We start from the raw sequence: 25,181 nt of genomic DNA on the forward strand, positions 1-25,181 counted from the left end.
GCAGCATGCAGCGCCCCTACCATAAAAAAGCAGAGCCGATTGCCAACGACCTAAGGGGCTGCCATGCAGCCCCTTTTTTATTATTTCTCCAGCGAAACCTGTTTGAAGATGTGTTTGCCGAAGGGATCGATCTCGTAGCCTTTCACCTCTTTGCGCACCGGTTCAAAAATGGTCGAATGGGCAATCATCAACGCCGGCATCTGATCATGCATCATCACCTGTGCCTGTTCATACATTGCCACCCGCTTGGTGTGATCGTTTTCCTCACGCGCTTGCGAAATCAACTTGTCGAACGGCGGATAGCACCACTTGGCCGAGTTCGAACCGCCGTTGGCCGACACGCAGGTAAACAACGGGCCAAAGAAGTTATCCGGATCGCCATTGGCCGTAGTCCAGCCCATCAATGCCGTTTGATGCTCGCCATTTTTTATCCGCTGCAGATATTCGCCCCACTCGAAGGTGACAATTTTGGCCTTCACGCCAATCTTCGCCCAGTCGGACTGGATCATCTCCGCCATGCGCTTGGCATTCGGGTTGTAGGGCCGCTGTACCGGCATCGCCCACAGATCTATCGCAAAGCCCTGCCCCAGCCCTGCCTCTTGCAGTAACTTTTTGGCTTTCTCCGGGGAATACGGGTAATCCTCAATCTTGTCATTGCTGCCCCACTGGGTCGGCGGCAACAGGTTCTTCGCCGGCTGGCCCGCGCCGTGGAACACCGCTTCGAGGATCGCCGGTTTGTTCACCGCCAGCGCCAGCGCCTGCCGCACCTTGACGTTATCCAGCGGTTTTTTCTGGGTATTGAACGCCAGGAAACCGATATTCAGACCGGACTTCTCCATGACCTGGATATTGGGATCCTGACGCATGCGTGTCAGATCCGCCGGGTTAGGAAACGGCATGACCTGGCACTCATTTTTTTGCAGCTTGGCATAACGCACCGCCGCATCAGGGGTAATTGAGAACACCAGGCGGTCTACCTTGGGTTTGCCTTCCCAATAGTGGTCGAACGCCTTATAGAGGATCTTCGCATCCTTCTGGTACTGCACCAACTGGAAGGGACCGGTGCCGATCGGGTCGTTGTCCACCCGCTGCGGGGTGCCAGCCTTTAGCATCGCATCGGCATATTCGGCGGAGAGAATGGTGGCGAAATACATGCCGAGATCGGCCACGAATGGGGCTTCAGCGCGCGAAAGTTCAAAGCGCACGGTGTTATCGTCCACTTTGACAATGTTGTTGATCAACGTGCCGAACTCCATCGACTCAAAGTTGGTGTAAGCGCCGTTGGAAACCTTGTGATAAGGGTTATTGGCGTCTTTTTGCCGCATGAAGGAGAAGATGACGTCGTCGGCGTTGAAATCGCGGGTGGGGGTAAAGTATTTATTGCTCTGGAATTTCACCCCCTTGCGCAGGTGAAAAGTGTAATTTTTGCCGTCTTCGCTCACCTGCCAGCTTTCGGCCAGGCTGGGCTGCAGCTCAACGGTGCCGGTTTTGAAGTCCACCAATCGGTTGTAGATCGTCGCCGAACTGGCGTCCACCGTCGGGCCCGAGGTAAACAACTGCGGGTTAAACCCTTCCGGTGAGCTTTCGGAACAATAAACCAGCGTACTGGCGCGCGCACCGCCCATCACCGTCAAAGCCAATAATCCCAGCGTCATTGTGAGTGTTTTTGTTTTCATCCTGCCATCCCCGGTATAGAAAATAGACTCGATGGATACCAATAAATCATGAAGTTAGGGATGTAAAGAACAAATTTTAGGCATAAAAAACGGGGAGCGCCGCGTACGGCATTCCCCGTGGTTTTTACGCTTGATGAAATTAAATCATCTGGCTGAAGTTCATCTGCGCCATCAACTTGTAGTTGTCGGCGTAATCGACCGGAATGGCCACCACGACCGGCCCCTGGATTTCCATCGCCTTGCGTAACATGGGCCGCAGGTCATCCACCGACTGCACCGCAAACCCGACCGCCCCGCACGCCTCGGCATAGGCTTTAAAATCGATAGGGCCGAATTCCACCCCGGATTTGCGGCGGTATTTGTTCACCTCCTGCATTTCCACCATGTTGTAGGCGTTATCCACCCAAATCACGTGCACGATGTTATTTTTCAGCCGCACGGCGGTTTCCAGTTCCATGCTCGACTGCATAAAACCGCCGTCACCGGAAATCGACACCACTTTGTCGCCCGGCCGCACCAGCGCCGCGCCGATAGCCCACGGCAGCGCCACTCCCATGGTCTGCTGGCCGTTGGAAATCAGCAGTTGGCGCGCACGGAAGCTGTAAAGGTAACGCGCAATCCAAATGTGGAAACTGCCCATGTCCACACACAACGTCACGTCGTCGCTGACAATATCCTGCAGCTCTTTGACGATGCGCAGCGGGTGGATTGGCATACCGCCGCGCCGTGCGGCACGTTCCGCCAGTTCGGTACGCTGGCGACCAAGATCGCTGAGGATCGATTCCACTTCGGCCGGCACGCTCACCACGCTGTTAAAGGCTTCGGTCATCATGTCGAGCGTGGCGCTGATATTGCCCACCAGCTCGACGTCCGGACGATAGCAGGTATCGATGTCGGCCGGCAGTACGTCGATATGCACCAGTTTCAATCGCCCCTGGCTGTTCCACATGCAGGGATCGTATTCGATCGGGCCATAGCCGACGCTGACCACCAAATCGGCTTTCTGCAGCAGCTGGTCGGCCGGTTGGTTGTTGAACAAGCCGACGCGGCCGGCAAAGCGTGCAAAGTGATTAACGTCGATCACCCCTGCCGCCTGGTAGGTCCCCACTACCGGCATATGAGTGCGATGCAGCAGTTGGCGCACCGCCTCGCTGTTTTCCGGGCGGCTGGCTTGCAGCCCCAGCAACAACACCGGGCACTTCGCCTGTTGGATCAGCTTAACTGCGGCGCGAATATCCTCGGCAGCGGCGGCCCCCATTCGCGGCAACCGACACCCCGCCAGCACCGGGGCGCTGACTGGCTCATTGACGATGTCCATCGGCAGGCTGACAAAAGACGCCCCCGGACGGCCGAATTCGGCGTGGCGGAAAGCGTTGGCAATCACTTCAGAAATCGCCGAACCGGCATGCACTTCGGCACAATACTTGGTCACTGGCCGAAACATACTGACGGTATCCATGCTCTGGTGGGTCTGTTTGAGGTTGTCGGCACGCTTCACCGCCCCGCCGAACGCCACGACCGCATCCCCTTCCGAGGTGGCGGTCGCCAGCCCGGTGATCAAATTGGAACTGCCCGGCCCGGAGGTCACCAACGCCACCCCGGCCTTACCGGTCAAACGCCCCACCGCCGCCGCCATAAACGCCGCGTTGGCCTCATGGCGCACCACCACCGTTTCTATCGACGGCGCGTCTTCCAGCGAATCGAATACCCGGTCAATCTTGGCGCCCGGAATACCGAATACGTGTTTAACCCCCTGCGCCTCCAGATTTTTCACCACCAAATCTGCGCCACATGCCCAGTTATTGTCTGTTTTTGCCTTGTTCATGGAATACCTCCTGAAAATACACCCAGGACTGTCGCGGAATTAACCCTCGGCAGAACGAATTGCGCTATCCAAATCCTCGGGACAGAGGTCGGCGCGCAGAAAATCCGCATCATGCGGCAATTGAAGATTGAGGCGGGTGATCACGCCAAATTGCAGGCGACCGTGGTCAAGTTGGTAATCCAGCACGTGACCGCCACCGTTGCGATCGTCGGTGACAAAGTGCTCGTGATAACCGGCCACGCCAACGCCCTGCATATAATCAGGCGAACGGAAGCCGACCAGGGTGCCCTGACGTCGATGGAAGGCAAAGGTCGGCTGCTCTTCTATCGCCTCCAGCATCGGACGATAAGGCCGCTCCTGACGCGGCACGGTGCGGGTTTCCACATGGCTGAATTCGCCGTCGACGCGCAGCGCGCAGAACAGGTTCGGCGAAGCCACCTGCTCATCGATACACTGGTGCAACTGCGCCTTGGTGATCGGACTGTCGAAGTGTTGGGTGACACTAGGTTGGAAAAAGGTGACAACGGCAAACGGGGTTTTCTGCTGCAAACTGGCCGGTCGTGCGCTGCCGTCGGCGCGCAACTGGTGAATTTCCTGGTCGAAGGCGATCAGTTCGCCGTCGAGGTGATTGAACGTTCCCAGGCCAAAGTTGCCGTGCTTGAGCAATTCGGCAATGGTGACCTCCCCTTCGTAAACGCCGCTGATCAGTGCGCTCATCAGCGAGATTTGATAGATCTCGCCCTCCCCAACGCTCAGCGACTGCCTGGCAAACCCTTGCGCCAAATGCTGCGCGCAGGAACACCCATGGTCTTCGTTCATAACTACTCCTCCACCAGCGCGGAGTGAAATGCCCCGCGCGTTCAAAAATGCCCACCCGTAGGTGAACAAAGATGTCGCCGGCAACGCGTTCAGTTGGAACGATTCAGCCAACGGCGACAAAAAAACCGGCACGGCAGGCCGGCGATGCCCAATGTCAACAACGGTTTAGATTCACTAATCATTGTTGGTAAACAGGGCATCAATTTGAACGGTTAATCTGGTGTTGAAGTCATCATCAATACCGCAGGCACACGGTGGAACCTGGGGGAAATTCTGTATTTAAAGTTCTAAAAACCGCGAGTTTTATGCATTTTCTCTCTGTGCGGCGGGGTTCACGACACGCCTTCGCTTTCCGTAAGCCCGAAAAAAGAGTAGCCGCATTGCGACGGCCGGAGAACCTAGTATTCATAAGAAACGCTTTTGCATATAATGCAAAGATGAATGACGCCCGCTATGTTGAACATCTGCCGATATTTCTCGAGGTGGCCCTGTTGGGCAGCTTCTCTGCCGCCGCTCGCAAGCTGGGAATGGTGCCTTCTTCACTGGTACGCCACATTGATGCGCTGGAAAACGCGCTGGACGCCACGCTGTTTATCCGCTCTACGCGGGGTTTGATGCTGACGGATGCGGGCGAAAGGCTGCAGGCGCGAGCAAGTACGCTGCTGACGGATATCACCGACATCCGTGCCGAACTGGCTTCGTGGAACGATATGCCGCAAGGCACGCTGCGTATCAGCTGTCTGCCCACCTTCGGCAAAACCTATATCCTGCCGCTGTTGCCGACGCTGGCCGAACGCTATCCGCAACTGTTTGTCGACCTGGATTTGACCGAACGCCAAACCGATCCGACCCAGGAACTGTTGGATGCCGCCATTCGTATCGGCGAGCAAAAAGACAGCGGGCTGTACGCCAGCCGCATCGCGACCCAGCGCTGGGTGATGTGCGCCAGCCCTGATTATATCGCTCGTTACGGACAGCCGGCCGACCTCAATGCATTGCCGCAGCATCGACTGATTGCCCGCTACCATAAGCAACAACCGGCCTGTTGGGCGCAGATCCTCAGCGTTCCTCTGATGAGCCGCTGCAGCATGGTGCTGCGCTGTGACGACTTTACCGCTCAACGCCAGGCGGCGCTGCTGGGGATGGGGCTCACCTTTTTGCCCAACTGGGTGGTTGGACCGGATATTCAGGCCGGCCGCTTGCTGCAGGTGTTGGAAGACCCGCGCCAGGAGCAACAGGGCATTTACCTGTTACGGCCGGTGGCGAAGGTATCCGCGCGGCTGAACCTGTTTATTACCCTGCTAAAACAAAGCATCGGTCAGCCGCCGAGCTGGGAGTAACGCGGGGAAACCTGTCCTTGCAGCGCCGGGTTGTCGCTTTCATCTTTCAGCTCCACCCCGGTCAGCCGACGCTGGAAAGCCTGCTCCAGCAGCCAGGCCAGTTTGAACGCCGCCTGCGGATAATCCAGCCCTTCCGGACGCACGTTGGAGATGCAGTTGCGCTCCGACTCGCGCCGCCGGGTGTTCGGCTCCCAGGTAAGGTAGATACCGAGGCTGTCCGGCGATGATAAGCCCGGCCGCTCGCCGATCAACATCGCCACCGCTCTGGCCTGCAAACACTCGCCGATATCATCCCCCAGCGCGACCCGCGATTGGTGTGCCAATACCACAGGGGCAACCGAAAGCCCCAGTCCATCGAGATAAGGTCGCAGCGCCTGCAACAACGGTAGCGCCTGACGGTGCACCGCCTTGGAGGATAAACCGTCCGCCACCACCAGCAGCAGATCGGCCGGTTTTTCCGGCAGGCCCAGCAGCAGGCTGCGGCTGTCAGGAGCCAACCGCCGCCCGAGATCCGGCCGACGGAGATAGGCGGTGCGATCGGCGGCCTGACTGTGCACGGTCAGGGTTTGCCAACCTTGCTCCTGCAATGTCCCGGCCAGCGTATCGCTATCAAACGGCTGATGTACCGCATCACGCGCCTGCGCATGCGCCAGACCGAATTTAAGCAACTCCTCCGTAGGCAGGCTGGAGCCGGTACGCCCCAATGCAATGCGCGCATCGGTAAAGGCGCGCAGCGCGTCCCAACGGTTAACGTGCACCGGTTTGCTCATCGTCTCTCTCCCTGCAGGGCCAGTAGCAAAGGGTGATTGGCGGCGGTATCGCGCAGTTGACCCCGTTCATCGGTAATCTGCATTTTAGTCAGCCAGTCGGCAAACTCCGGTGCGTGCTTCAACCCCAGCAGCTCGCGGATATAGAGCGCGTCGTGGAATGAGGTGCTTTGATAATTGAGCATGATGTCGTCGGCACCCGGCACGCCAATCAGGAAAGTCAGCCCGGCGGTGGCCAACAGCGTCAGCAGCGTGTCCATGTCGTCCTGATCCGCCTCCGCATGATTGGTGTAGCACACGTCGCACCCTAGCGGCAGACCAAGTAGCTTGCCGCAAAAATGATCCTCCAAGCCGGCGCGGATAATTTGTTTACCATCGTACAGATATTCCGGGCCGATAAAGCCGACCACGGTGTTGATCAACAACGGGGAGAAATGACGCGCCACCGCATAGGCCCGCGCTTCGCAGGTTTGCTGATCGACGCCATGATGTGCGTTGGACGACAAACAGCTGCCCTGCCCGGTTTCGAAATACATCACGTTATTGCCCAAGGTGCCGCGGTTAAGGCTCAATGCCGCCTGCTGCGCTTCCGCCAGCAGCGCCAGATTGATGCCGAATCCCTGATTGGCCGCTTCTGTACCCGCGATCGACTGGAACACCAAATCCACAGGGACGCCACGCTCCATCAACCGCAGCGTATTGGTCACATGGGTCAGCACGCAGGATTGCGTCGGAATGGCGAAGCGCTGGATCACGTCGTCCAGCATGTAGTTGAGCTTTTCCAGCAGCGGCAGGCTGTCGCTGGCCGGATTGATGCCGACGACCGCATCCCCGCAACCATACAACAGGCCGTCGAGCATGCTGGCGGCGATGCCCTGCAGACTGTCGGTAGGATGATTCGGTTGCAACCGCACGCTGAGTCGCCCCGGCAGGCCGAGGGTATTGCGAAAACGCGTGATGACCCGGCACTTCTTCGCCACCAGGATCAGATCCTGATTGCGCATCAATTTACTCACTGCCGCCGCCATCTCCGGCGTAATGCCTGCTGCTACCCGTGCCAACATCGCGCTGTCCGCCTGCTCGCTCAAGAGCCAATCGCGGAAATCCCCCACCGTCAGGTGCGATATCGGCGCAAAGGCCAACGCATCGTGGCTATCGACAATCAGCCGTGTGACCTCGTCATGTTCATAAGGCACCAGCAGTTGCTGAAGAAAGGTTTTCAGCGGCACATCCGCCAACGCGATGCGCGCCGCCATGCGTTCTTCTGCGCTGTCCGCCGCCACCTCCGCCAGATAATCGCCGGAACGTGCCGGTGATGCCTTGGCCAGCAACTGGCGTAAATCGTTGAAACGGTAGCTGCGCCGGCTAAGCGTGGCCTGATACATAGCGCCCCCTGTTCTGCCCTGAATGGTCGGTGGAAGTTGCAAACCCTGTACCAAGTGTAGTCAGTGGGCGTGTGAAATTATGTTTTGCCGGAAATCAGCCTATTGCCCCCATATCTCGGGCTATCCACGCTGCAGTGGCGTGCACTAAAATCATGCACGGCATTCCGCCTGCGGTCGCTTCGGGTTACAGTAGCCGCAACTAAGGAGCGGTAATGAGTCTGCAGCAGAAAATTATCCAATGGTTACAGCAAGATAACGAAAGAATGATGGCATTGCGCACCGCGCGACGACTCGGGCTGAATGACTGGTGCCTGGGGGCCGGTTTTGTGCGCAATCTGGTGTGGGATCAGCGCCACGGTTACGTTACGTCTACGCCGCTCAACGACATCGACGTGATCCATTTCGACCCACAGCGCCCGGAAGCGGAACGTGACCACATGCTGGAAACGCGGCTGCAAGAGTGGCTGCCACAGCCTTGGTCGGTGAAAAACCAGGCGCGTATGCATTTGCGTAGCGGTCGGGCTCCTTATCGCAATAGCGAAGACGCCATCAGCTTTTGGACCGAGGTGGAAACGGCCGTGGGTGCACGCCTGAATGCAGATGACAGCATTACGCTGGTCGCGCCGTTCGGTCTCGAGGGGCTGTTTGCCGACACTATTACCTTCAATGCCAAAAACGGCGACCTCGATGCCTATGAACAGCGGGTTGTCGGCAAAGGCTGGTTACAACGATGGCCGCGCCTGCGGCAAATTCGCGGGTAAAGTTTTTCCCCAGGCTGCCGATACCCTGAGTAGCCATATCAAGACTCAGGGAGAGCATTATGTCGACCAGCATCACCATGATTGTTCCGGTGAAAAATACCGTACCCGGCGTCAGCAACGTTTTTAGCGCCCCCGGTAATACAGGCCAAGTGCTGATGGCCAAGCCGGTACATCAGCAACCTGAAGGCGACAAGTCTAATGAAACCAAAGCGGCGGGCGGGAGCGACCGGGTTAGCGTTTCCGACAGCAGCGCTTCAGCGCGCATCAAAGTGCTGAACAAACAGATTCAGGCTCTGCAACAAAAACTGGTGGATCTGAAAGATTCGGACAGCGATCCCAAAGAGATCGAAAAACAGAAACAGCTGATCCAGGCGCAGATCAAGATGCTGCAGGCCGAGATCGCGCGGATTCAAAAAGAAGAGATGGAAAAACAGCAGGCCGAGCAGATGGCCAAGGCCAATGAGAGCATTGTCCCTGCCAAGGGCGATGGCATCAACCGCCCGACGGCGGCCAACGCCGTGGACGTGTATATCTGACTCAGTAGTCCGCTTGTTGTCGGCGTTGCTGCTGCAACAATGCCGCCTGTTGGCCAACCACTTGCCAGATGGCTTCCGCCGCGGGTGTCAGCGAACGGTTTTTACGCCGGACCAGCATCAGTGCGCGGTTGATTTCCGGCATCAGCCGACGCACCTTTAATTGCCCCCCTTCCGGCAGCGGTAACGCCAGCGCAGGAAAAATACTGATGCCGATACCTGCCGCCACCATCGGGAACAACGTTGCCGGGTGGCCTATCTCTTGTACCACCTGCGCTTCCACGCCTTGCTGACGCAACGCGCTGTCAATCAGCGGCCGGCTACCGGACGCATAGTCCTGCAATACCAGACGACTGCCGTTCAGCGCCGACCAGTGCACCTCGGCCAGCCCGGCGAAGGGGTGATCGTTACGGCACAGCAGCAGGAAGGGTTCGTGCAGGATGGGTTCGCAGTCCAGATCCACCGCCTGGACCGGATCCACCACGATGCCAAAATCCACTTCGGCGTTGCGAATGCTGTGCAGGACCTGTTGCTGTGCCTGATCGCGCAGCATAATGCGAATATCCGGATACTGCTTTTCCCCTGCCGCAATGCACTGCGGCATCAGGTGTGCGGAGATGGTTTGGCTGGACGCCACCCGTACCGTACCGCTGCGCTGCACGCCGAAGCTGCGCGCATCCAGCAATGACGACTGCAGCTCATCCAGCAAGCGCTCAACGCGGTTGGCCAACCGCTGTCCGGCGTCGGTTAGTACCACTTCGCGAGTGGTGCGATCGAGCAGGCGAACGCCGACCTCCGCTTCCAGCTCTTTCACGCTGTGGCTGACCGCCGACTGCGTCAGACCAATGGCCTCACCGGCCCGGCTGAAACTGCGGTGGCGGGCAATGGCGACAAACACCTTGAGCTGCTTAATCGAGTAATTCATGTTTTTTATTCATAAATGAATTAAATAAATCAATTTAATTATTATATCCCGCCGCGCGACAATGGGCGCATTGATTTTTCATCCGAGTACGCCGCCATGAGATTCTTGCCCGATCGCTTTACCCTGACGTTGATCGCCACCGTGCTGCTGGCTTCGTTCCTGCCTGCGCGCGGCGAGTTCGTCGGCTGGCTGAATGCACTGACCATCGCCGCCATCGCCCTGCTGTTCTTTATGCACGGCGCCAAGCTGTCGCGCGAAGCCATTCTGGCCGGCAGCAACAACTGGCGGCTGCATCTGTGGGTGATGTTCAGCACCTTCATTATTTTCCCGGCGCTGGGCGTACTGTTTAAATGGTGGTCGCCGGTCAACGTCAGCCCGGAGCTGTATTCCGGCTTTATTTATCTGTGCATTCTGCCCGCCACCGTGCAATCGGCCATCGCCTTTACTTCGCTGGCAGGTGGCAACGTGGCGGCGGCGGTATGCAGCGCTTCAGCGTCAAGCCTGTTGGGGATTTTCGTTTCGCCGCTGCTGGTGGGGCTGCTGATGAACGTTCACGGTGAAACCGGCAGCCTGCAGCAGGTGGGTTCCATCGTCCTGCAGCTGTTAGTGCCCTTTGTGGCCGGTCACCTGTCGCGCCCGCTGATTGGTAAATGGATTGAACGCAACCGTAAGCTGATTGGCAAGACCGATCAGACTTCGATCCTGTTGGTGGTTTACGCGGCCTTCAGCGAAGCCGTCACCCACGGTATCTGGCATCAGGTCGGGTTGGGTTCGCTGGTGTTTATCATCGTCGCCAGCCTGGTGCTGCTGACGATCGTGCTGGTGGTGAACACTTACATGGCGCGCTGGCTGGGCTTTAGTAAAGCCGATGAGATCACCATCGTGTTCTGCGGTTCGAAGAAAAGCCTGGCGAACGGTATCCCGATGGCTAATATCCTGTTCCCGGCCGCTACCGTGGGGATTATGGTGCTGCCGCTGATGGTGTTCCACCAGGTACAGCTGATGACCTGCGCCGTGCTGGCGCGGCGCTATCAAAAGAAACAGCAGGAAAAACAGGCGGTGCCAAACGCCGAAACGGCGCGGGGATAATCAAACGGGCGCGACGATTGCCGCGCCCGGCTACTCAACTTTTCTTCAGCGGCTTGACCAGGTGGTCGAGCCCTTCGATTTTAATCGCCAGCGTCATTTCCATCAGCATGCCGAGTTTGCCGTTCGGGAATTCCCCCTTGCGAGCAAACCACAGCAGGTACTCCTCGGGCAGGTCAATCAGCACCCGCCCCTGGTATTTGCCGAACGGCATCACGGTGTTGGCGATTTCCAGCAGGTTCTCTTTTTCCATCAGGCACCCAACAGGCGGATCATTTCCGCTTCGTCGATCACCGCAATGCCCAGTTCTTGCGCCTTCACCAGCTTGGAACCGGCGGCTTCCCCGGCAATCACCAAATCGGTTTTCTTCGAGACGCTGCCGCTGACCTTGGCGCCCAACGCCGTCAGGCGATCTTTGGCCTCATCGCGTGAAAGCTGGCTCAACGAGCCCGTCAGCACCACGGTTTTACCGGCAAACGGGCTGTCGATTTCGTCCGCCACTATCACCACCGGCGCCGGCCAGTTGATGCCTATTTCGTCGCTGATCAGTTCATTGATAACCTTCTGGTTAAGCTCCTCGTCCAGGAAATGCCGCGTGTGTTTCGCTACCACTTCACCGACGTCAGGCACTTCTTTCAAAGCCTCGATGTCAGCCGCAAACAGCTTCTCCAGCGTGCCAAAATGCGCGGCCAGATTGGCGGCCGTGGCTTCACCGACCTCACGGATGCCCAACGCGTACAGGAAGCGGGCGAAGGTGGTTTGCTTGGACTTCTCCAGCGCGTTGACCAGATTCTGCGCTGATTTCGGCCCCATGCGATCCAACCCGGTGAGAATGCCGGCGGACAGGCGGAACAGATCGGCCGGGTTCTTGACGTACTCTTTTTCCACCAGCTGTTCGATGATTTTGTCACCCATGCCGTCGACGTCCAACGCTCTGCGGGAAACGAAATGCTTCAGTGCTTCTTTACGCTGCGCGGCGCAAATCAGCCCGCCGGTGCAGCGTGCCACCGCTTCGCCTTCGACTCTTTCGACATCGGAACCGCATACCGGACAGTGTTGCGGGAATACAACTTCACGCGCGTCTGCAGGGCGGCGATCGGTCATCACCCCAACCACCTGCGGGATCACATCACCCGCGCGGCGCACGATCACCGTGTCGCCAATGCGCAGGCCCAAACGTTCAATTTCGTCGGCGTTGTGCAGCGTGGCGTTGCTGACAATCACCCCGGCAACCAGCACCGGCTCCAGGCGCGCCACGGGGGTAATAGCCCCGGTACGACCAACCTGGAACTCCACCTCGCGCACCAGGGTAATCTGTTCCTGCGCCGGGAATTTGAACGCCGTTGCCCAACGTGGTGCACGCGCCACAAAGCCGAGCGTTTCTTGCAGATCGATATCGTCGATCTTCACCACCACGCCGTCGATATCAAAGCCGAGCTGCGCACGGTCTTGCTCAACCTGACGATAGAATGCCAATACCTCGTCACTGCCGGTACAACATTTGGCGCGATCGCTAACCGGCAAGCCCCACGCTTTGAACTGCATCAGCCGCTGCCAGTGGCTGCGCGGCAATTCGCCCCCTTCCAGCAGGCCAACGCCATAGCAGAAGAAGGTCAGTGGACGCTTGGCGGTGATGCGCGGATCAAGCTGACGGATCGACCCGGCGGCGGCGTTACGCGGATTGGCAAAGATTTTGCCGTCTTTGCGACGCGCCTCTTCGTTCATCTGCTCGAAACCGGCCTGCGGCATAAAGACTTCGCCACGCACTTCCAGCCGACGCGGGATGTTGTCACCGGTCAGACGCAGCGGAATGGCGCGGATGGTACGCACGTTGGAGGTAATGTTTTCACCGGTGGTGCCGTCGCCACGCGTGGCAGCGCGCACCAGCTCGCCGTCTTCGTACAGCAAACTGACCGCCAGGCCGTCCAGTTTCAGTTCACAGCAGAAGGTCAGCGGCTCGCTGCTCTTCAGGCGATCCTGCACCCGCTTGTAGAACGCCAGGAAGCTCTCTTCGTCAAAAACGTTGTCCAGCGACAGCATCGGCACTTCATGGCGTACCTGATCGAACGCCGCCAAAGGAGCCGCGCCCACGCGCTGGGTGGGAGAGTCGGCGGTGATCAACTCAGGATGTGCGCTTTCCAGCTCGCGCAGTTCACGCATCAGGCGATCGTATTCCGCATCCGGAACTTCCGGCGCGTCAAGCACATGATATTGATATTCGTGATGGCGCAGTGAGGCTCGTAGTTGATTGATTTGTTGGATTATCGATTCCATGGCTCACCATCAAAGATAAAAAACCCCCGGCAGGCGGGGGCTTTGTTGTTACGGATGTTCAGTGCGCGTAGCAGCCGTTTAGTCGTTGTTATCCAACACTTCACGAATGCGCGCTTTGTAGGTTTCCAGCTTCTGCGGGGTCATCATGCGGCGCTCGTCGTCCAGCACCACACCACCCACGTCGTCGGCGATCCGCTGTGCCGACTGCAGCATCAGCTTGAAGTTCTGATTAGCGTCGCCATACGACGGCACCATCATGAACATCGATACGCCCGGCGTCGAGAAATCGGACATCATCTCAGGATCAAAAGACCCTGGTTTAACCATATTCGCCAGGCTAAACAGCACAGGACCGCTGCCTGCCGGACTGATATGGCGATGGAAGATGCCCATTTCGCCAAACTGGAAGCCCGCCTGCAGCACGCTCTGCAGCAGAACTTCGCCGCCGATTACGCCACCCTGATGTGCGGTAACGTGCAGCACCAGTACGGTTTCTTTCAGTTTTGCCGGTTTGACGGCAGCAGGTGCAGGCTGAGGCTCGTGCACCACCGCTGGCTTCTCTTCCGGCTGTGGCTGATGAGCAGGTTCGGCGTGGAACGCCGGCTCCGCTGCATGCGCCACTGGCGGCAGATCGTCAACGCGCGGTTCACGGCGCGGCGCAGGCTGCTGCGGCTCGTCGTCTTCATCCTGCGCGTAGTTGTCCAGCAGGATGTCATCATAATCCGGTCGCTGAGACAGCGGTGGCGGAGACTGATGAGCAGCCGGTTGAACGGCACGCGGTGCTGGCTCAGCCGCCGGAGCGGGCTTGGGCGCAACCACGGGTTCTTCGCGAGCGGCATCAAAATGACCAAAGGACGGCTCATCTTGCGGGTGAGCGGAGCGTACACGCACCTCTCCCACGCCTTCATCGAGATCGTCGATCGGGGATTGTTCACGTTCCTTTTTGGAACGTTTGGCTGGGCGATCGCGAAAAAGCGATGAGCGTTCCTTACGACTGGTCCAAAGACCGTGCAATAACAACGCTATTATGGCGATCGCGCCAACAACGATTAATATCAGACGCAAATCCTGCATCATTGCTATCTCTGTTGTTCCAATACATTGCCACCGCGGCAAACATTCACTCTTTAACTCTATTTGCCCAAGCACACAAGTGCAAGTCCGTGCTGAACTTTATGCCAATAAAGATGATTATTCTGCCTTTTTTTGCTGTTTTTTCAGCCAATGTCACCCTAGCCAGTAGAAAATCATCCCGATATGATAGCGATGCCTGTTCAGACAAAGAGATAACTTAAGATATGTCCTATTCGCAGTCACCTTCTCACTCCACCAGCGGCCTTCATTATTTTGCCGAAGGCTGGCGCCTGATTTCACGCCCGGGGATTAAACGCTATGTCGTCTTGCCGTTACTGGTCAACGTGCTGTTGATGGGATCCGCCTTCTGGTGGCTGTTCAGTCAGCTTGGTGACTGGATCCCTAGCATGATGAGCCATGTGCCGACCTGGCTGCAGTGGCTAAGCTACGTTTTGTGGCCTCTGGCGGTGATTTCCGTCCTGTTGGTGTTCAGCTATCTGTTCAGCACCATTACCAACCTGATTGCCGCCCCGTTCTGTGGCTTGCTGGCCGAACAGTTGGAAGGCAGCCTGACCGGCAAACCGCTGCCGGATACCGGCATTTTTGGCATTGTGAAAGATCTGCCGCGCATTATGGCGCGCGAATGGCGCAAGCTGGCCTACTACCTGCCGCGCGCGCTGGTGCTGTTGATACTCTATTTCATCCCGGGCATCGGCCAAACGGTGGCGCCGGTGCTGTGGTTCCTGTTCAGCGCCTGGATGTTGGCCATCCAGTATTGCGACTACCCGTTCGATAACCATAAGGTAAGCTTTGCCGATATGCGTCGCGCGCTGCGCCAGCATAAAACCGACAACCTGCAGTTTGGCGCCATGGTCAGCCTGTTCACCATGATCCCCATCCTTAACCTGGTGATCCTGCCGGTCGCGGTTTGCGGTGCCACCGCCATGTGGGTCGATCGTTATCGCCCACAATTCGTCCGTTCCTGAGCCGTTTTATTGGCCGCATTACGATTAATTCTTCGACAGGGCGCGCAATTTGCGCCCTTATCCTTGTGCTTAAAACTTATTTCCTAATAACATATAGATATACCAATTCTTTACTTCCCTGCCGGTACTGTTAGCGTATGCTTTCGACGTTCCCCACATTTTTCATAGAGTTAAAGGACGGGCTATGAGCAAGATATATGAAGACAACTCATTAACAATCGGCCATACGCCGCTGGTTCGTCTGAACCGTATCGGCAACGGACGCATTCTGGCCAAGGTTGAATCACGCAACCCCAGCTTTAGCGTTAAATGCCGCATCGGTGCCAATATGATTTGGGACGCAGAAAAACGTGGCATTTTGGTCGCCGGTAAAGAACTGGTGGAGCCGACCAGCGGCAACACCGGCATCGCGCTGGCGTTCGTCGCCGCGGCGCGTGGCTACAAGCTGACGCTGACCATGCCGGAAACCATGAGCATCGAACGCCGCAAGCTGCTTAAAGCGCTGGGCGCCAACCTGGTACTGACCGAAGGTGCAAAAGGCATGAAGGGCGCGATCGCCAAGGCGGAAGAAATCGTCGCCACCGATCCGAACCGCTACATCATCCTGCAGCAGTTCAGCAACCCGGCTAACCCGGCGATCCACGAACAAACTACCGGCCCGGAAATCTGGGACGACACCGATGGCGAAGTTGACGTATTCATCTCCGGCGTCGGTACCGGCGGCACGCTGACCGGTGTCAGCCGCTACATCAAAAACACCAAGGGCAAGGCGATCACCACCGTGGCGGTGGAGCCAACCGATTCACCGGTCATCAGCCAGGCGCTGGCGGGTGAAGAAATCAAACCGGGCCCGCACAAAATTCAGGGCATCGGCGCAGGCTTTATCCCCGGCAACCTGGATCTCGATCTGGTGGACCGCGTGGAACAAATCACCAACGACGAGGCCATCAGCATGGCGCGCCGCCTGATGGACGAAGAAGGCATCCTGGCGGGCATTTCCTCCGGTGCCGCGGTAGCCGCAGCGGTGAAATTGGCCGAAGAACCGGCGTTCGCCGACAAAACTATCGTGGTGATTTTGCCGTCTTCCGGCGAACGTTATTTGAGCACCGCCCTGTTCGCCGATTTGTTCACCGAGCAAGAATTGCAACAGTAGTGCCAGCCGCGCATAAATCGCTAAAAAAGCACCTTTCGGGGTGCTTTTTTGTGGGCTGGATCAAAGTTTATAGCAGTCAAAGATTGATTTTACCCGTCAGCTTTAGTATTTAACGGTGCATTATTTCGATGCGCAAAATTAATCGCCCTTCATTTCTTGTTTAGGCTGAATCGATTTACTCATTTGTCGCTGATGCGTTAAACACGGCATAATGAAGCGCGGATTGAAACGACGGCGGAAGCCAAATTTTTTGATCTGAAGTGCCAAACTCGTCGTTTTCTGTTGCATCAATGCTCGCCCCTGTACCATAGTCAGGCGCTAACCAGACAAGCTAAAGTCATACCCTTGGGCTAAACTTTAGCTCCACGACACACCAATAAGTTGGGGAAACATCAATGTTCCAGCAAGAAGTTACTATTACCGCTCCGAATGGTCTGCACACTCGCCCTGCCGCTCAGTTCGTTAAAGAAGCCAAAGGCTTCACTTCTGACATCACCGTGACCTCTAACGGGAAAAGCGCCAGCGCCAAAAGCCTGTTCAAACTGCAAACTCTGGGGCTGACTCAAGGGACCGTAGTGACCATCTCCGCTGAAGGTGAAGACGAGCAGAAAGCCGTTGAGCACTTGGTAAAACTGATGGCAGAGCTTGAGTAATCGGCCCGTCTTCTTAGTTAACACCAGTCAAGAGTAAGGTAGGGTTATGATTTCAGGCATTTTAGTATCACCGGGTATCGCTTTTGGTAAGGCTCTCCTACTGAAAGAAGATGAAATTGTCATCAACCGGAAGAAAATCTCTGCAGATGATGTAGAGCAGGAAGTCTCACGTTTTCTTGCCGGCCGCGCCAAAGCGTCCGAGCAGTTGGAAGCGATCAAGACCAAAGCTGGCGAAACCTTCGGCGAAGAGAAAGAAGCTATCTTCGAAGGCCACATCATGCTGTTGGAAGACGAAGAGCTTGAGCAGGAAATCATAGCCCTAATCAAAGATGAGTTGGCTTCTGCAGACGCTGCGGCCTACACCATCATCGAAGGCCAGGCGAAAGCACTGGAAGAACTCGACGATGAATACCTGAAAGAGCGTGCGGCTGACGTACGCGACATCGGTAAACGCCTGCTGCAGAATATTCTGGGCCTGGCTATCGTCGATCTGAGCGCCATCCAGGACGAAGTTATCCTGGTCGCTACCGATTTGACCCCGTCTGAGACCGCACAGTTGAACCTGGACAAAGTGCTGGGCTTCATTACCGATCTCGGCGGCCGGACTTCCCACACCTCCATCATGGCTCGCTCCCTGGAATTGCCGGCAATCGTAGGCACCAGCGACGTGACCAAGCAGGTGAAGAACGACGACTATCTGATTCTGGATGCGGTTAACAACAAAATTTACGTTAACCCGACCGCTGACGTTATCGATCAGCTGAAAGCCGAACAGAACCAGTACGTCACCGAGAAAAACGATCTGGCCAAGCTGAAAGATCTGCCGGCGATTACGCTGGACGGTCATCAGGTTGAAGTCTGTGCCAACATCGGTACCGTGCGCGACGTCGCCGGTGCAGAGCGCAACGGCGCAGAAGGTGTTGGCCTGTATCGTACCGAATTCCTGTTCATGGACCGCGATTCACTGCCGACTGAAGACGAGCAGTTCCAGGCTTACAAAGCCGTTGCGGAAGCCATGGGCTCACAGGCCGTGATCGTCCGTACCATGGACATCGGCGGCGACAAAGACCTGCCGTACATGAACCTGCCGAAAGAAGAGAACCCGTTCCTCGGCTGGCGCGCGATTCGTATCGCCATGGACCGCAGAGAAATCCTGCACGCGCAACTGCGCGCCATCCTGCGCGCTTCCGCGTTCGGCAAACTGCGCATCATGTTCCCGATGATCATTTCCGTGGAAGAAGTCCGCGATCTGAAAGGTGAAATCGAGACGCTGAAGGCGCAGCTGCGTGAAGAATCCAAGGCCTTTGACGAGACCATTGAAGTGGGCGTAATGGTGGAAACACCGGCCGCGGCAGTGATTGCTCATCACCTGGCGAAAGAAGTCGACTTCTTTAGTATTGGGACAAACGATCTAACCCAGTATACTCTGGCGGTAGATCGCGGCAATGAGCTGATTTCTCATCTCTATAACCCGATGTCCCCATCAGTGCTTGGCCTGATCAAACAGGTTATTGATGCATCTCATGCAGAAGGCAAGTGGACCGGTATGTGCGGTGAACTGGCTGGCGATGAGCGTGCTACACTGTTGTTATTGGGCATGGGGCTGGATGAGTTCAGCATGAGTGCGATTTCAATCCCGCGCATCAAGAAAATTATTCGTAATACTAATTTCGAAGATGTGAAGGCGTTGGCAGCGCAAGCCTTGGCACAGCCAACGGCGCAAGATCTGATGAATTGCGTGAATAAATTCATCGAAGAAAAGACGCTCTGCTAAACTTCCACGACACTGGAACGCCGCCCAATTTAATGCTTAGGAGAAGATCATGGGTTTGTTCGATAAACTGAAATCTCTGGTTTCTGATGACAAGAAAGACACGGGCACTATCGAGATCGTAGCTCCACTTTCTGGCGAAATCGTTAATATCGAAGATGTGCCTGACGTAGTATTTGCTGAAAAAATCGTTGGCGACGGTATTGCCATCAAACCTACCGGCAACAAAATGGTTGCCCCGGTTGACGGTACTATCGGTAAAATTTTCGAAACCAACCATGCTTTCTCTATCGAATCCGACAGCGGCATCGAGCTGTTTGTCCACTTCGGTATCGACACCGTTGAACTGAAAGGCGAAGGCTTCAAACGCATCGCTGAAGAAGGCCAGCGCGTCAAGAAAGGTGACGTCGTTATCGAGTTCAACCTGGCCCTGCTGGAAGAGAAAGCCAAGTCTATCCTGACGCCGGTGGTTATCTCCAACATGGACGAGATCAAAGAGCTGATCAAACTGACCGGTAACGTAACCGTTGGTGAGACCCCAATCATCCGCATCAAGAAGTAATTGCGAATGAAATAAGAACGGCGCCCTTGGCGCCGTTTTTTTATGTCACCAGGCTGAATCAGTATGTACTGCACGTACACTCCGAGGCATTTTCAAACTGCCTGCACCGATAACGCCTATTGCAAAACTGAGAATACCCAACGAATTTCGAATTGCAGCCAGGCGGCAAGCGGGTGAATCCCCAGGAGCTTACTCAAGTAAGTGACTGGTGTGCGCACGAGCAGCCAACCAACAACGCGGCGGTTCTAAAGGCGAAGGGTGTTATTACTGCCAACGCGGAATGCGCAGAGTAATCACCAATCCTTCCTGTTCGCCGTTGCGCGCCTCAACCTGTCCGCCATGTGCCAGCACCACCTTGCGGGTGATCGCCAGTCCCAGTCCGTAACCCTTGCCCGACATCGACGATTTTACCCTGACGAACGGATCAAAGATGCTGGAAAGCTTCGACTCTTCTACCCCAGGCCCCTGATCGCTGACCTCTATTTGGAACAGTTGGTCGATTAGCGTCAACACTACCGTCACCCGCTGACCATGGCTGGAGAAACGTAACGCGTTGCGCACGATATTATCCACCGCGCGCCGCATCAGCTCGGCATTGCCCTTAACGGTATATTCCACGTCCGAACTGGCCTGCAGCACAATCTCGACGCCAGGGATTTGCGCTTCGTAACGCGCGTCGCTCACTACCGCATCCACCAGCCCGTACAGATCGAAATACTCTTCGTCCGGCAGACTGTTGCTCTCGGCACGTGACAGCGCCAATAGTTCGCCAATCATTTTATCCAGACGCCCCGCTTCATGCTCAATGCGTTGCAGCGAGTTCTCGACGTTGCCTGCATTTTGCCGCGCCAGGCCAATGGCCAACTGCAACCGGGCCAACGGTGAACGAAGCTCGTGCGAAACGTCATGCAACAACTGTTCGCGAGCGCTGACCAACAGCTCCAGCCGTTCGGCCATGCTGTCAAAATCGCGCGCTACCTCGGACAGTTCATCATGCCGCCGGCGCATCGCCGGGAACAAACGCACCGATAAGTCGCCCTGAGCTACGCGGTCAAAACCATCCCGCAGCTTACGCATCGGCCGGGTCAGGTTCCAGGCCAGTACCGTACTGAACAGCAGCCCCGCCAGCCCCCCCACCCAAAGCATCGGCATAGGGATATTGAACACGTGCGGACGCCGGTTCGGGCTATATTCTTCCCGCAGGGCCCGCATGTCGTAACTCAACAGATAGCCCGTGCCACCCGAATCTTTCACCCACGCAGTCACCTCCTTTAACCTGCGGCGCCCCTCAAATACCGGTTCCTCCGCTGCAGGCGGCTGCGCCATCGGCGTTACGGACAGCAAGCGTCGGTCATCATCCGACCAGTCTTTCAGCATGGCATTCAATGCCGGCAGTCCGCCCTCGCGCAATTGGGTGGCGGCCGAAGTCAGTTGCAGCGTAACCGCACGCCGGGCCATCGCGTTTTCCGGCGGCTCATAGCGATCGCCATACAAAGAAAAAGCGACCCACAGCGCCTGGGTCATGATGATAAAGGTCAGCCAGAAACCGAGCAGGATTTTCCAGAATAGTCTTCCGCGCATGGCCATTACCGAATGCGGTAGCCGATGCTGCGCACCGTTTCAATGCTGAGCGCGTTATCCGTCAACGCCCCCAACTTCTGGCGAATATTGCTGATGTGAACGTCAACGCTGCGGTCATAGGCTTCGCGCGGGCGCCCCAACCCTTTTTCCGATAGCTCGTCTTTTGATACCACGCGTTCAGGCGCGCGCAGCAACAGCTCCAGCAAGTTGAATTCGGAAGCGGTCAGATCGAAAGGTTTACCGCGCCATTCGCTGCTGCGGGTCGATGGGTTGAGGGTCAGCTCACCGAAGTTAATGGCAATTTCGTCGTCCACTTCTTCCGGGCGCTCGTCGAAACGACGCAGCACCGCACGCAGGCGTGCCACCAGCTCACGGGGATAGCATGGCTTGGGCATGTAGTCGTCGGCCCCCATCTCCAACCCGATGACCCGGTCGATATTGTCGCCTTTGGCCGTCAGCATAATGATTGGCATGCGGCTCTTTTTGCGCACGTCGCGCAGCACGTCGATGCCGCTCATGTCCGGCAGCATGATGTCGAGGATCATTGCGGTGTAATCGCCAGACAGTGCGCCTTCCACGCCCGCTTTGCCGGTCAGTACCAGCGTGGCATTGAAACCTTCGCCAGTCAGATATTCACTCAGCATGGTGCCGAGCTCGAGGTCATCATCGACCAATAAAATTTTCATGCCTTGCTCCTTCGCGGATTTTCGTCATTTTCACGCCTATTTGCCTGCTTCGCAGCCGGTTTTACTCAATCCTTACATATTCCTGAATGCCACTTAACCGCAGCCCGGCCGACGGCGCGTTAAATTAGTGCCAACAGATTTTCGCCACGCTTTATGCCAGGGAAGCTTCTCCTCATGCCATCGTTTCAACGCTTAAAACGCTATCTGCCGCCCACTGTTATTGTGGCCGCTATCGCCCTATTTCTCTACTTCCGATCCCACGACGCTACAGAAACGCCCCGGTATATCACTGCGGTAGCACAAACCCGTGACCTGGAACAAACGGTGCTGGCCGACGGTACGATAGAAGCGCAAAAACAGGTTAGCGTCGGCGCTCAGGTATCGGGCCAGATTAAGGCCCTGTACGTGTCGCTGGGCGACAAAGTGCATAAAGGCCAGCGAGTGGCTGAGATTGATGACTTAACCCAGCAGAATGCCCTGAGGGACGCGGAAGCGGCATTGAAGAACGTTCAGGCACAGCGCGCGTCCAAAATGGCGGCGCTGCACAACAATCAGCTGGTTTATCAGCGCCAGCAGGCCATAGTGGCGCGTGGCGTCGGGGTCCGCGCAGATTTGGACAGCGCTCAGGCCACGTTGATTGCCACCCGCGCCGATATCAACGCGCTGGATGCGCAGATCATTCAGGCGCAAATCGCGGTCAACACCGCGCAGGTTAACCTCGGTTACACCAAAATCACCTCGCCGATCGACGGCACCATCGTCGCCTTACCGGTAGAAGAAGGCCAAACGGTGAACGCAGTCCAAAGCGCCCCCACCATCGTCAAAGTCGCTCAGTTGGCGACCATGACTGTCGAAGCGCAAATTTCCGAAGCCGATGTGGTCAAGGTGAAAACCGGCATGCCGGTCTATTTCACCATCCTCGGCGAACCGGGCAAGCGTTATAGCACCCAGCTGCGGGCCATAGAGCCGGCACCAGACTCGATCAACGACGAAACCACTTCGACCAGCACCAGCACGTCCAGCAGCACGTCCAGCTCCAGCACCGCGATTTACTACAACGGCCTGTTTGATGTGGCAAACCCGGACGGCGCGCTGCGCATCTCAATGACTGCGCAGGTGTATATCGTGTTGGCCAAAGCGGAAAATGCGGTGGTGATCCCGGCTACCGCGCTGGAAGGCGACTGGGTACAGGTGGTGGATAAGCAGGGCAATATCGCCCGCCGTCCGGTCAAGGTCGGTATCAATAACAACGTCGACGCACAGATTATCAGCGGCGTGTTGGCCGGTGAGAAAGTGATCGTCAGCCAGGCCAATGCCACGAGCCAAAGCCCCGCCCGTCGTATGGGCCCGCCACCGATGGGGATGTGATGATGGCCTCACAACCCCTACTGCAACTGCACGGTATCAGCCGCCGTTTTCAGGCCGGTGACCAAAACGTCACCGTGCTCAAGGAGATCAACCTCAGCATTGCCCAAGGCGAGATGGTGGCCATCGTGGGCGCCTCCGGCTCGGGTAAATCAACCTTGATGAACATTCTCGGCTGCCTCGATCGCCCAAGCGAAGGGGATTATCAGGTGGCCGGCCGCAGTACCGCACAGCTGGATCGCGACAGCCTGGCCGAACTGCGCCGCGAACATTTCGGTTTTATCTTCCAACGCTATCATTTACTGGGGGATCTTAGCGCCCAAGGCAACGTGGAAGTCCCTGCGGTGTATGCCGGCCATGCCCGCAGCGCACGCCAACAACGCGCCGCCGATCTGCTGCAAAGGCTCGGCCTGGCGCAACGGTTGAATTATCGTCCCAGCCAGCTTTCCGGTGGCCAGCAGCAACGCGTCAGTATCGCTCGCGCATTGATGAACGGTGGCGAGGTAATCTTGGCAGACGAACCCACCGGCGCGCTGGACAGCCACAGCGGGCAAGAAGTGATGAGCATCCTGAAAGACCTGCACGCTCGCGGCCATACGGTGGTGATTGTCACTCACGATATGCAAGTTGCCGAACATGCTCAGCGCATCATTGAGCTTAGTGACGGCGAGATTGTCGCCGACCGACGGAAAACAACGGCCCACACCGTGGCACGCCTACCGATAGCGCTGGATAACGCCGTCAGCCGCTGGCAATCGCAACGCGATCGCCTGTACGAAGCATTCAAAATGGCGCTGCTGGCGATGGCCTCCCAACGCCTGCGCACCCTGCTGACCATGCTCGGCATTATCATCGGCATCGCCTCGGTGGTATCGGTGGTGGCGCTGGGCAAAGGCTCTCAGCAGCAGGTGCTGGCCAACATCAACGCCATGGGCACCAGCACGCTGGAGGTCTATCCGGGCAAAGATTTCGGCGATATGCGTTCTGCTGCAGTACAGACGCTGCGGGCCACCGACGCAGATGCGCTGGCGCAGCAGGGCTACGTTCACAGCGTCACACCGACCGTTTCAAGCAGCACCACCTTCCGCTATGGCAATCAGTCGGTCAGCGGCACGGTCAATGGCGTCGGTGAGCAGTATTTTCTGGTGCGCGGTTACAGCATCGACAGCGGCATGGCGTTTAACCGCCATAGCGTCGATCAGTTGATGCAGGAAGCGGTGATTGACGAAAACACCCGCAACAAACTGTTTCCTCACGGCGCCAACCCGCTTGGCGAAGTGATCCTGCTCGGCTCGCTGCCGTGTCGCATTATCGGCGTCGCAGCCAAAAAACAGAGCGGTTTCGGCAGCGACGAGAATCTGAACGTCTGGATCCCCTACACCACCGCCATGAAACGCATGCTGGGCCAGAGCTACCTGAAAAGCATCACCGTGCGGGTGAACGACGATATCGATCTCACCAGCGCCGAAGACGGCGTCACCCGTCTGCTGAGCCAGCGCCATGGCGGCAAGGACTTCTTTGTGATGAATACCGACAGCATTCGCCAAACCATTGAGAAAACCACCGCCACCCTGACGCTGCTGGTGTCGATGATCGCATTGATTTCTCTGGTGGTGGGTGGCATTGGGGTAATGAATATCATGCTGGTGTCGGTGACCGAACGCACCCGCGAAATCGGCGTGCGTATGGCGGTCGGTGCCCGCGCCAGCGACATCATGCAACAATTTTTAATTGAGGCGGTACTGGTGTGCCTGCTGGGCGGCACATTGGGGGTTCTGCTGTCGCTGGGGATTGGCGTGGTGTTCAGTCAATTCAGCGACAATTTCACGATGGTGTATTCCACCGAGTCCATTGTCGCCGCGTTTATCTGTTCGACGCTGATCGGGGTGATTTTTGGCTTCTTCCCGGCAAGACGCGCTGCCGGGATGGATCCGATACATGCGTTGGAAAGGGAGTAAC

23 protein-coding genes are annotated in these 25,181 nt (G+C 56.9%); 11 read left to right on the forward strand and 12 right to left on the reverse strand.

Annotated features, from left to right (window positions below):
* Positions 1–80 precede the first annotated feature (80 nt).
* From NR114_RS22495 to budA, 3 genes are all read right to left on the reverse strand, one after another.
* Positions 81–1,676 (reverse strand): ABC transporter substrate-binding protein, encoded by a 1,596-nt coding sequence (locus NR114_RS22495; protein ID WP_256814508.1) that lies wholly within the window; start codon positions 1,674–1,676, stop codon positions 81–83.
* A 139-nt stretch (positions 1,677–1,815) separates the two neighbouring features.
* Positions 1,816–3,501, reverse strand: coding sequence for an acetolactate synthase AlsS (gene alsS / locus NR114_RS22500; RefSeq protein WP_020827976.1), 1,686 nt, complete (start codon positions 3,499–3,501; stop codon positions 1,816–1,818).
* 39 nt (positions 3,502–3,540) lie between these two features.
* Complete coding sequence (gene budA, locus NR114_RS22505; RefSeq protein ID WP_020827977.1) at positions 3,541–4,320, reverse strand: acetolactate decarboxylase; 780 nt, start codon at positions 4,318–4,320, stop codon at positions 3,541–3,543.
* Between the two features lie 437 nt (positions 4,321–4,757).
* Between budA and NR114_RS22510 the strand changes: the two genes are divergently transcribed.
* Positions 4,758–5,660 (forward strand): LysR family transcriptional regulator, encoded by a 903-nt coding sequence (locus tag NR114_RS22510; protein WP_234529604.1) that lies wholly within the window; start codon positions 4,758–4,760, stop codon positions 5,658–5,660.
* On the opposite strand, the gene eutC is transcribed toward NR114_RS22510, so the two are convergent.
* Both eutC and NR114_RS22520 read right to left on the reverse strand, forming a co-directional pair.
* A complete protein-coding gene (gene eutC / locus NR114_RS22515; RefSeq protein ID WP_234529603.1) occupies positions 5,639–6,430 on the reverse strand; it encodes an ethanolamine ammonia-lyase subunit EutC in 792 nt (263 codons plus the stop codon). The genes NR114_RS22510 and eutC overlap by 22 nt on opposite strands.
* Positions 6,427–7,812 carry an ethanolamine ammonia-lyase subunit EutB gene (locus NR114_RS22520; RefSeq protein ID WP_046372991.1) on the reverse strand — a complete coding sequence of 462 codons (1,386 nt, stop codon included), beginning with the start codon at positions 7,810–7,812 and terminating at the stop codon, positions 6,427–6,429. The genes eutC and NR114_RS22520 overlap by 4 nt, the downstream gene beginning before the upstream one ends.
* Before the next feature lie 212 nt (positions 7,813–8,024).
* Between NR114_RS22520 and NR114_RS22525 the strand changes: the two genes are divergently transcribed.
* A complete protein-coding gene (locus tag NR114_RS22525; protein WP_115058363.1) occupies positions 8,025–8,573 on the forward strand; it encodes a nucleotidyltransferase family protein in 549 nt (182 codons plus the stop codon).
* 59 nt (positions 8,574–8,632) lie between these two features.
* Positions 8,633–9,109, forward strand: coding sequence for a FlxA-like family protein (locus NR114_RS22530; protein WP_020827982.1), 477 nt, complete (start codon positions 8,633–8,635; stop codon positions 9,107–9,109).
* A 1-nt stretch (position 9,110) separates the two neighbouring features.
* Here NR114_RS22530 and NR114_RS22535 read toward each other — a convergent pair whose 3' ends face one another.
* The gene (locus NR114_RS22535; protein ID WP_122079957.1) at positions 9,111–10,031 is read right to left on the reverse strand and encodes a LysR family transcriptional regulator; all 921 of its coding nucleotides are present in this window, start codon (positions 10,029–10,031) and stop codon (positions 9,111–9,113) included.
* 96 nt (positions 10,032–10,127) lie between these two features.
* On the opposite strand from NR114_RS22535, the gene NR114_RS22540 reads away from it, so the two are divergent.
* Positions 10,128–11,120, forward strand: a complete 993-nt coding sequence (locus NR114_RS22540; RefSeq protein ID WP_041414803.1) for a bile acid:sodium symporter family protein — start codon at positions 10,128–10,130, stop codon at positions 11,118–11,120.
* A gap of 34 nt (positions 11,121–11,154) precedes the next feature.
* Here the strand turns inward: NR114_RS22540 and NR114_RS22545 are convergent, their stop codons facing one another.
* The 3 genes from NR114_RS22545 to zipA all read right to left on the reverse strand — a co-directional run bounded on the left by NR114_RS22545 (position 11,155) and on the right by zipA (position 14,468).
* A complete protein-coding gene (locus NR114_RS22545) occupies positions 11,155–11,370 on the reverse strand; it encodes a DUF3820 family protein (RefSeq protein ID WP_020827985.1) in 216 nt (71 codons plus the stop codon).
* On the reverse strand, positions 11,370–13,391 hold the full coding sequence (gene ligA / locus NR114_RS22550; RefSeq protein ID WP_020827986.1) for an NAD-dependent DNA ligase LigA: 2,022 nt from the start codon (positions 13,389–13,391) through the stop codon (positions 11,370–11,372). Before ligA ends, NR114_RS22545 begins: the two co-directional genes overlap by 1 nt.
* 78 nt (positions 13,392–13,469) lie before the next feature.
* Positions 13,470–14,468, reverse strand: a complete 999-nt coding sequence (gene zipA / locus NR114_RS22555) for a cell division protein ZipA (protein ID WP_020827987.1) — start codon at positions 14,466–14,468, stop codon at positions 13,470–13,472.
* Positions 14,469–14,689: 221 nt separating this feature from the next.
* On the opposite strand from zipA, the gene cysZ reads away from it, so the two are divergent.
* Together cysZ and cysK are read left to right on the forward strand one after the other, a co-directional pair.
* Positions 14,690–15,451: a sulfate transporter CysZ gene (gene cysZ / locus NR114_RS22560; protein WP_020827988.1), complete on the forward strand. Its 762-nt coding sequence runs from the start codon at positions 14,690–14,692 to the stop codon at positions 15,449–15,451.
* A gap of 184 nt (positions 15,452–15,635) precedes the next feature.
* On the forward strand, positions 15,636–16,604 hold the full coding sequence (gene cysK, locus NR114_RS22565; RefSeq protein WP_128864650.1) for a cysteine synthase A: 969 nt from the start codon (positions 15,636–15,638) through the stop codon (positions 16,602–16,604).
* A 138-nt stretch (positions 16,605–16,742) separates the two neighbouring features.
* Here cysK and NR114_RS22570 read toward each other — a convergent pair whose 3' ends face one another.
* Complete coding sequence (locus tag NR114_RS22570; RefSeq protein WP_020827990.1) at positions 16,743–16,892, reverse strand: hypothetical protein; 150 nt, start codon at positions 16,890–16,892, stop codon at positions 16,743–16,745.
* Between the two features lie 107 nt (positions 16,893–16,999).
* On the opposite strand from NR114_RS22570, the gene ptsH reads away from it, so the two are divergent.
* Genes ptsH through crr form a run of 3 tightly spaced genes read left to right on the forward strand, consistent with a single transcriptional unit; the run spans position 17,000 to position 19,590 of the window.
* Positions 17,000–17,257, forward strand: a complete 258-nt coding sequence (ptsH, locus tag NR114_RS22575) for a phosphocarrier protein Hpr (RefSeq protein ID WP_004936458.1) — start codon at positions 17,000–17,002, stop codon at positions 17,255–17,257.
* Between the two features lie 46 nt (positions 17,258–17,303).
* Positions 17,304–19,031, forward strand: a complete 1,728-nt coding sequence (gene ptsI / locus NR114_RS22580) for a phosphoenolpyruvate-protein phosphotransferase PtsI (protein WP_020827991.1) — start codon at positions 17,304–17,306, stop codon at positions 19,029–19,031.
* 49 nt (positions 19,032–19,080) lie between these two features.
* Positions 19,081–19,590, forward strand: coding sequence for a PTS glucose transporter subunit IIA (crr, locus tag NR114_RS22585; RefSeq protein ID WP_012146162.1), 510 nt, complete (start codon positions 19,081–19,083; stop codon positions 19,588–19,590).
* A 264-nt stretch (positions 19,591–19,854) separates the two neighbouring features.
* On the opposite strand, the gene NR114_RS22590 is transcribed toward crr, so the two are convergent.
* The gene (locus tag NR114_RS22590; RefSeq protein ID WP_234529602.1) at positions 19,855–21,171 is read right to left on the reverse strand and encodes an ATP-binding protein; all 1,317 of its coding nucleotides are present in this window, start codon (positions 21,169–21,171) and stop codon (positions 19,855–19,857) included.
* A gap of 5 nt (positions 21,172–21,176) precedes the next feature.
* Positions 21,177–21,857 carry a response regulator transcription factor gene (locus tag NR114_RS22595; RefSeq protein WP_020827993.1) on the reverse strand — a complete coding sequence of 227 codons (681 nt, stop codon included), beginning with the start codon at positions 21,855–21,857 and terminating at the stop codon, positions 21,177–21,179.
* A gap of 174 nt (positions 21,858–22,031) precedes the next feature.
* Between NR114_RS22595 and NR114_RS22600 the strand changes: the two genes are divergently transcribed.
* A complete protein-coding gene (locus NR114_RS22600; protein ID WP_234529601.1) occupies positions 22,032–23,225 on the forward strand; it encodes an efflux RND transporter periplasmic adaptor subunit in 1,194 nt (397 codons plus the stop codon).
* 2 nt (positions 23,226–23,227) lie between these two features.
* Positions 23,228–25,180 (forward strand): MacB family efflux pump subunit, encoded by a 1,953-nt coding sequence (locus tag NR114_RS22605; protein ID WP_234529620.1) that lies wholly within the window; start codon positions 23,228–23,230, stop codon positions 25,178–25,180.
* The last annotated feature ends 1 nt before the right edge of the window (position 25,181 follow it).

This window comes from Serratia sp. Ser99, from assembly GCF_024519545.1.
Taxonomy (GTDB): domain Bacteria; phylum Pseudomonadota; class Gammaproteobacteria; order Enterobacterales; family Enterobacteriaceae; genus Serratia; species Serratia liquefaciens.